Origin of the sequence: Streptomyces sp. SID3343, from assembly GCF_009865215.1 — a bacterium.
Lineage (GTDB): Bacteria > Actinomycetota > Actinomycetes > Streptomycetales > Streptomycetaceae > Embleya.
Map to the genome: position 1 here is coordinate 1 of NZ_WWJX01001438.1, position 6,191 is coordinate 6,191.

The window sequence follows — 6,191 nt, forward strand, 5'->3', positions numbered from 1 at the left end:
CTGTTCGACCGGCCGATCGAGGGCCGGATCCTCCCCCCGCGCCCGAACCGCGATCGCCGACGGCACGCCCAAGACCGGAGCCACAGCCGTTACGTGCGGCACCTCACCGCACCTCACCTCGCCGATGCCGCGATCGGGGGGTCGGGGGTCGGGGGTCGGCCGGTACGGCTCGACCTGAAAGTGCGCCGTCCGTACCGCGAGAACCTGGCCTGCCCGAAGGCGACCTTCGCCGAGCAGGCGCCGGGGTTGACCGTGCGCTACCAGCGGCGTACTCCGCTGCTGGAGCGGCCGGGTACCGGGGTGTGCCGAAGCACGACAGGTGTCACCGTCGCGGCCCGCGGAACTGCGGCCGAGCACGAAACGAAGCGAGACGGTTGTCACCAACGAGGCAGTGTTGCTGTCACCGATGTCGAGTTTGCAGGCTCGTTGTCACAGCACATCCGGCAGACAGTGGTCTGCCGACCCGGCTTCCCGTTCGCGGCAAGGGAAGAGGAACTCCGAGATCGCCAACGGTGTCCGCCGGAGAATGTCACTCTCCCTGATGCCGCGATGTGGAAAACCCCGAACCCGCCCTCGCCGCCTCGGATCTGCACGTGGTGATGTGCCGTGCAATGTGCACCGTTACCTGTACGCGATGCTGAGCTGCGTTGTGAATCGGGGAGTCGAACCCCCGCGTTGCTCTTCACGCGCCAGGAGTGGGCCGGAAAACCGCCGGCCCTCGGTGTGTGCACGCCTCCGAAACAGCTACCTGCTCCACATCGCCCCAGCGCGCCGAACTACTCAGTCGAGCAGATCGACTTCCCAGTTCGTACGCTGGATCCGCACATCGACCTCACGAATCTCCCGGGCCAACGCATCCGCTCGACCGCGCAGTTCCGCGACCGGAAGCGCGGAGAGCATCATCAACTCGGACCGAAGCTGACGGCCGTACCCCCGCTCACTCGTGCCCGCTGCCGCGTCCGCCGCCGCGGTGACCACGGAGTGGCGCAGCCGCAGGACGTCCCGGCGCGCGAGGGCATCGGTAAGCGTGCCGTCCGGGCCCATCTCCACTGTGGCATTCGTCCGGTTGATCCGACGGATCAACGTCTCCAGGGCGTCCAGCACCTCACCGACCTCGACCAACAGCCCAGCTGCATCCTCGGCGGGCGTCTCCCCTTCCTGATGCCGCGCGCTGCCGACCACGCGCGCCCGCAGTTGCTCTACACGACGCTGTGCCTCCGCACGTTCTGCCAATGCCTCGGCAAGTTTCACCGTCTTCACCTCCAGTCCTCGGTGAACTCGCACGAGTATACGAGTGGAGGCCGGCTCGTACGTGCCTGGAGTTTCGATCCACCGGAGGCCCGGTGGCGCCGTGAGAACGAGACCTGCGCAGCGAGATCGAAACTCCACGAACGGCGCAAACGCTGTCGGTCGGCGCACGACAAGACGCGACGAGGATCCACCGGCACGAACGAAACGAAGAGCCAGAACCCGACAACTACAAGGCGGCAGGCCGCAAACGGCGACCGTCATCACCACACACTGGGGGTTTTGGTGACGACAAGCCTTCCCTTGTGGCAGTTGTCGGGTTTTGGCTGACCGGGCCGGATCATCCGAGAGGGAACATTTAGCCTCGGATGTCGAACTCGACGTGGTCCACGCCAGCGGGGCCGGGTCCGCCGGGCCGGCCGTACGTGCTCGCGCACGGTATGCGTCGTCCCGGTGGAGGAGGGGAGCGCGTGCCGCAGCCGGGTTGCGTACGCAGGTGCGACGCGGATATTCGGAGGTTTACGGGAGCACCGTCTCCTCGCGAACGGCAAGGGCACGCCTGCGGGCTTCCGGCCTGCGGCTTGTCAGGCTACTGTCCCGCCCGCGTTGCGGATCAGCCGCTGGAGCACCTTCACCGTGGTGATGTAGTCCGCGTCGTCGATGCCCTCGTGGAGGACGGCGCCGATCGCGGGGGCGATGCCGGCCATGTCGATGCGGGCCTGTTCCCCTTCCGGGGTGAGCCACAGCCGGTCCTCGGCGTCCCGGGTCAGCCAACCTTGTTCCAGGAGCACGTCGGCCTCCGCCGCCAGATCGTCCTCGGCACGGATGTAGGAGGTCATGGCCTCCTGCAGTTCGGGCAGGGTCATCCCCTCGCCGTCGGGCGAGATGTCGTTCACGGACAGGTTGCGCAGCAACCAGAACTGGGGCTGGGTGTAGCCCTTTTCGGCTTGCCGGGCCCGGATGTACGCGATGAGCGCCTCGTAGGCGACACCCGTCCAGTAGGCGGCCGGCTGGTTGACGAGTTCGGCGTCGGAGTCCTGCTGGGTGCTCATGGGTTGTCCTCTCCGGGTACTTCCGTGTGGAGCCCGCACACCGTGCAGGTCATGCGGAGACCGTAGGACTTCAAGTGCAGTTGAGGTCAAGCGGATGATCTGCCGGGTGGCCGCCGCATGTCGTCGACGAAGAGGGATGGTGGCCTCGCGCGGACGACGCGTGATCCAGCGCTATTGGTGGGCCTGTTCGGGCGTGTGCCGGTACCGCTTGTGTGCCGTGTCCGCCTGCGCCGGGGCCGTTGGAGGGATGTGCGGCGCAGCTCGACGACCTGTTCGGGACGCTCGCCCAGGGTCGGGGTTCCGCGAGTATCCGGTCGGGTTGTCGGCGCGCAACACCCTGCGGCGCAGCGGTTGCAGTGCTTCCTTTCGGAGTCGACCTGGGGTCGTCCCTCACGGCGGGCGGCCTCGCCGCGGCCGTCCTCGGAGCACCCGGCACGGCGTTCGGTGCCGAACGCGCGCCGCAGGCCGATCCCGGCACCGTCGACCGCCGCCGATTCCCCTTCCTGGAGGGCGCGTTCACCCCTCAGCGGGAGGAGGTCACCGCCTTCGACCTACCCGTCACAGGTCGTCTGCCCCGTGCGCTCGACGGCCGCTATCTGCGCAACGGCCCCAATGTCCTGGCCTCGACGATCCCAGGGCGCACCACTGGATGCTGGGCGCGGGCATGGTCCACGGTGTCCGTCTGCGCGGCGGTCGTGCCGAGTGGTACCGCAGCCGCTGGGTCCGTTCCGCCGACGTCGCCGCCCGGCTCGGCGAACGATACCGGGGTCCCCAACCGCCCCCTGCCGAGGACTTCGCGGGCAACACCCACGTGATCGGGTACCGCGGACGCGTACTGGCGCTCAAGGAGAGCGGGCCGCTGCCCTACGAACTCGACGGCGACCTGAACACCGTCGGGCCGTGCGACTTCGACCGCACCCTCGACGGATCCTTCGCGGCGCACCCCAAGTTCGACCCGCACACCGGCGAACTCCACGCGGTGACGTACGCCATCGAGTGGGACCACGTGCGCCACATCGTGCTGGACCGGGCCGGACACGTCGCCCGAACCACGCGCATCCCCGTGGCGGATTCACCGATGATGCACGACTTCGGCCTCACCGAGAAGTACGTCGTCCTCTTCGACAACCCCATCGCCTTCGATCCCGAGGCCGCCCGCGCCGGAGCCCTCGTGCCCTACGCCTGGAACGATCGACACCCGGCCCGCGTCGGCCTGTTCCCCCGAGCCGGCGGCCCGACCACGTGGTTCGACATCCCGCCGTTCTACTTCTCGCACACGCTCAACGCCTACGACGACAACGGGCGCGTCGTCGTCGACTTCACCTGCATGCCCGCGCCGTTCGAGCCCGCCGGACGTGGCCTCGGCGGTCCGGCCGCGGCCGGACCGCCCTCACTGCATCGCTGGACGATCGACCCCGTGCGCGGCGTCGTACGGACCGTCCGCGTCGACGATCGTCCCCAGGAGTTCCCCCGGATCAACGACGCGTACGCCGGGCGGCGTCACCGGTACGGCTACACCGCGGCGTCCGTCGACCTGTTCCGCGCCTACGGACCGGCGGTGGGCCACACCGGTGTCCGGGCGGGCAACGCACTCGTCAAACACGACCTGCTGCGCGGTACGCCACAGGTGCACCGCCTCCCGCGCGGCGCCGACGCGAGCGAGCCGGTGTTCGTCCCGGCCGAGCCGGGCGCGGGCGTGGGCCCCGGTGACACCCGCGCACGCGCGGCCCGTTGAGGACGACGGCTCGTCCTCGCCTACGTGAACGATCCCGAACGCGACGGCACCGACCTCGTCGTCCTGGCTGCGCAGGACTTCACCGGTAGGACCGTCGCCCGTGTGCACCTCCCCGTTCGGGTGCCGCTCGGCTTCCACGGCAGCTGGGTGGCGACCGACTGAACCGGACGAGCCCGAGGCTCCGGCGACCCTGCGGTCATGGCAGATCGTGTCGCGAGACCCGCGCCCCGAGACCGGCGCCCAGGCGCGTTCCGCGCCCCGACACCCGCGAGACCGCCGCAGCCGGCCCGGCGCGAGCAACACACTGCTCCACCGACAACCGGCCGGGGACACCGGGTACACCGGTACACCGGATGCGAGCACGCGGCCATGCCGCCGTCGGCGTCGGCCCGGGCGTCCGGAGGTCTTTCACAGGCGCAGCCAGGCGGCCACGCCGGATGCGACGATGAGCAGGCACACGCCGAAGTTGACGACCTTGTAGCTCAGGAACACCGCGACGAACTCGCGGATCGTCGCGCTGGGTCGGAAGTAGGAGGCCGTCGGCGCGCCGACCACCTGGCCGCGGACCCCGGTGCGCCGGGCGGTCAGGGCGGCGCGGAAGGCGTGGAAGTTGTTGGTGACGATCAGGCACCGGTACTTGGGGTTCGCGGCCGTCATGATCGCCTTGCTCAGGAGCAGGTTCTCCTCGGTGGTGCGCGAACGGTCCTCGCGCACCACCCGGTCCGCGGGGAATCCGCGGTCGATCAGGTAGTCGGCCATCGCGTGCGACTCCGGCAGGTCCTCGTCGGGGCCTCGGCCCCCCGATGTGATGAGCACGGGTCGATTCCCGCGCGCGACCTGGGCCTCGAAGATGGCCCGGGCGCGGTCGAGTCGACTGGCCAGCAGGGGTGGCACCGTCCTGCCGCCGACGAGGCCGGAGCCGAGCACGACCACGAAGTCGACCGAACGGCGCACCCACAGCCTCCCGTAGAGGAAGGCGTAGCCGACGAAGCACAGCAGGAGGAAGGACACGTAGCCGACCACCAGGGCGACGGTGCCGGTGACCACGATCAGCGTGCGCGAGCGAGTAACCAGGGCCGTCACGAGGAGTGCGATCACTGCGACGATGGTCAACCCCGCCAGCAGCGAGAGCAGGTTGGCGGGACGGATCCCCTCCCGGCGCACCATGGTCACGCCGTTGGACACCAGCGCACCGGCCAGCACGAGCACGCCCACGGTCGGCGCGAGCAGGAGCAGCACGGCCACCGCCACGACGAACGGGTGCGGCAACCGGTCCAGTTCACCGATCAGTCCGACGGCGAGGGCGACCAGGGCCAGGCCCAGGTACACGGCGTTGCCGAACCGGCGGCGGTCGCGCAGGAGTCCGACGAGGAAGAGCACAAAGAAGAGCGCGGAAACGAGGTAGGCGAACACCGCCGAATCCTACGCAGTGCGGCCGGCCCCACTCGCGGCGGACGACGACGGCGTCGGGCGCGGCCTCGTCCACGATCGGGGCCGGCCCCACGCCGAAGGCCGGACCCGTCGGCGAGCGCCACCGGACACTGCGCCCGGCGAGGCCGAACGCGACCACGCCGACCACGCCGACCACGCCGACCACGAGGACGTTCCCCCCATACGTTGCCGGTCGATCGGGTTCGACGACCGGGTGGCGGCGTGCTCGCGGTGGCCGCGACACTGCCCGGGTGAACCGTCGACGCCTGGGCACCGGGCCCACCACCGCACCGTGGACCTCGCCGCCCGCCGCCCGCCGCCCACGCACCGGCGAGCGCCTGTCCACCGTGAAGTTCGGCTCTCGCCGCCATCGGCGAACTCCCACGCGACCTCCGGCGCGAACCGACCTACGACGGACTGCGGGCCGCCGAGGCCAAGGGCGACAAGGTAGCCGCCGGCCGTCACGGGCCGGACGATCACCGATGTACGCGGCGCGTACCTCGAAGGCCCGTCCATCGCCGCCCCGGTCCGGCCCGCGAGCACGGCGTCGGCAGCAGCGCCGTGATCGAGCCTCGTGCCCGACCACACCGCGGAGACCACGAGGTCGTCTCGGCCCGAGCACTCGGCCGCGCTCGAAATGGCGGGCGGGGTCGCCGACTTCCCGCGCGCGACCGGGCCGGACGACGTCGAGCGGGGCCGGCCGAGCTCGACCAGGGCTGAGCGTA

The 6,191-nt window shown here is 70.3% G+C and carries 3 protein-coding genes and 1 pseudogene; 1 reads left to right on the forward strand and 3 read right to left on the reverse strand.

Going from position 1 to position 6,191, the window contains the following annotated elements:
- Positions 1-780: 780 nt before the first annotated feature.
- Together GT354_RS45940 and GT354_RS45945 are read right to left on the reverse strand one after the other, a co-directional pair.
- Positions 781-1,251: a DIP1984 family protein gene (locus GT354_RS45940; RefSeq protein ID WP_161363467.1), complete on the reverse strand. Its 471-nt coding sequence runs from the start codon at positions 1,249-1,251 to the stop codon at positions 781-783.
- A 581-nt stretch (positions 1,252-1,832) separates the two neighbouring features.
- Entirely contained in the window at positions 1,833-2,300 is a 468-nt protein-coding gene (locus tag GT354_RS45945; protein ID WP_161363462.1) for a MarR family winged helix-turn-helix transcriptional regulator, read from the reverse strand.
- A 664-nt stretch (positions 2,301-2,964) separates the two neighbouring features.
- On the opposite strand from GT354_RS45945, the pseudogene GT354_RS45950 reads away from it, so the two are divergent.
- A pseudogene (locus GT354_RS45950) lies at positions 2,965-4,197 on the forward strand (carotenoid oxygenase family protein).
- A 246-nt stretch (positions 4,198-4,443) separates the two neighbouring features.
- Here the strand turns inward: GT354_RS45950 and GT354_RS45955 are convergent.
- A complete protein-coding gene (locus tag GT354_RS45955; protein ID WP_161363465.1) occupies positions 4,444-5,448 on the reverse strand; it encodes a YdcF family protein in 1,005 nt (334 codons plus the stop codon).
- Between the last annotated feature and the right edge of the window lie 743 nt (positions 5,449-6,191).

Coding starts and splice junctions, on each gene's coding strand:
- GT354_RS45945 (WP_161363462.1), bottom strand. CDS start 2,300: ATGAGCACCCAGCAGGACTCCGACGCCGAACTCGTCAACCAGCCGGCC.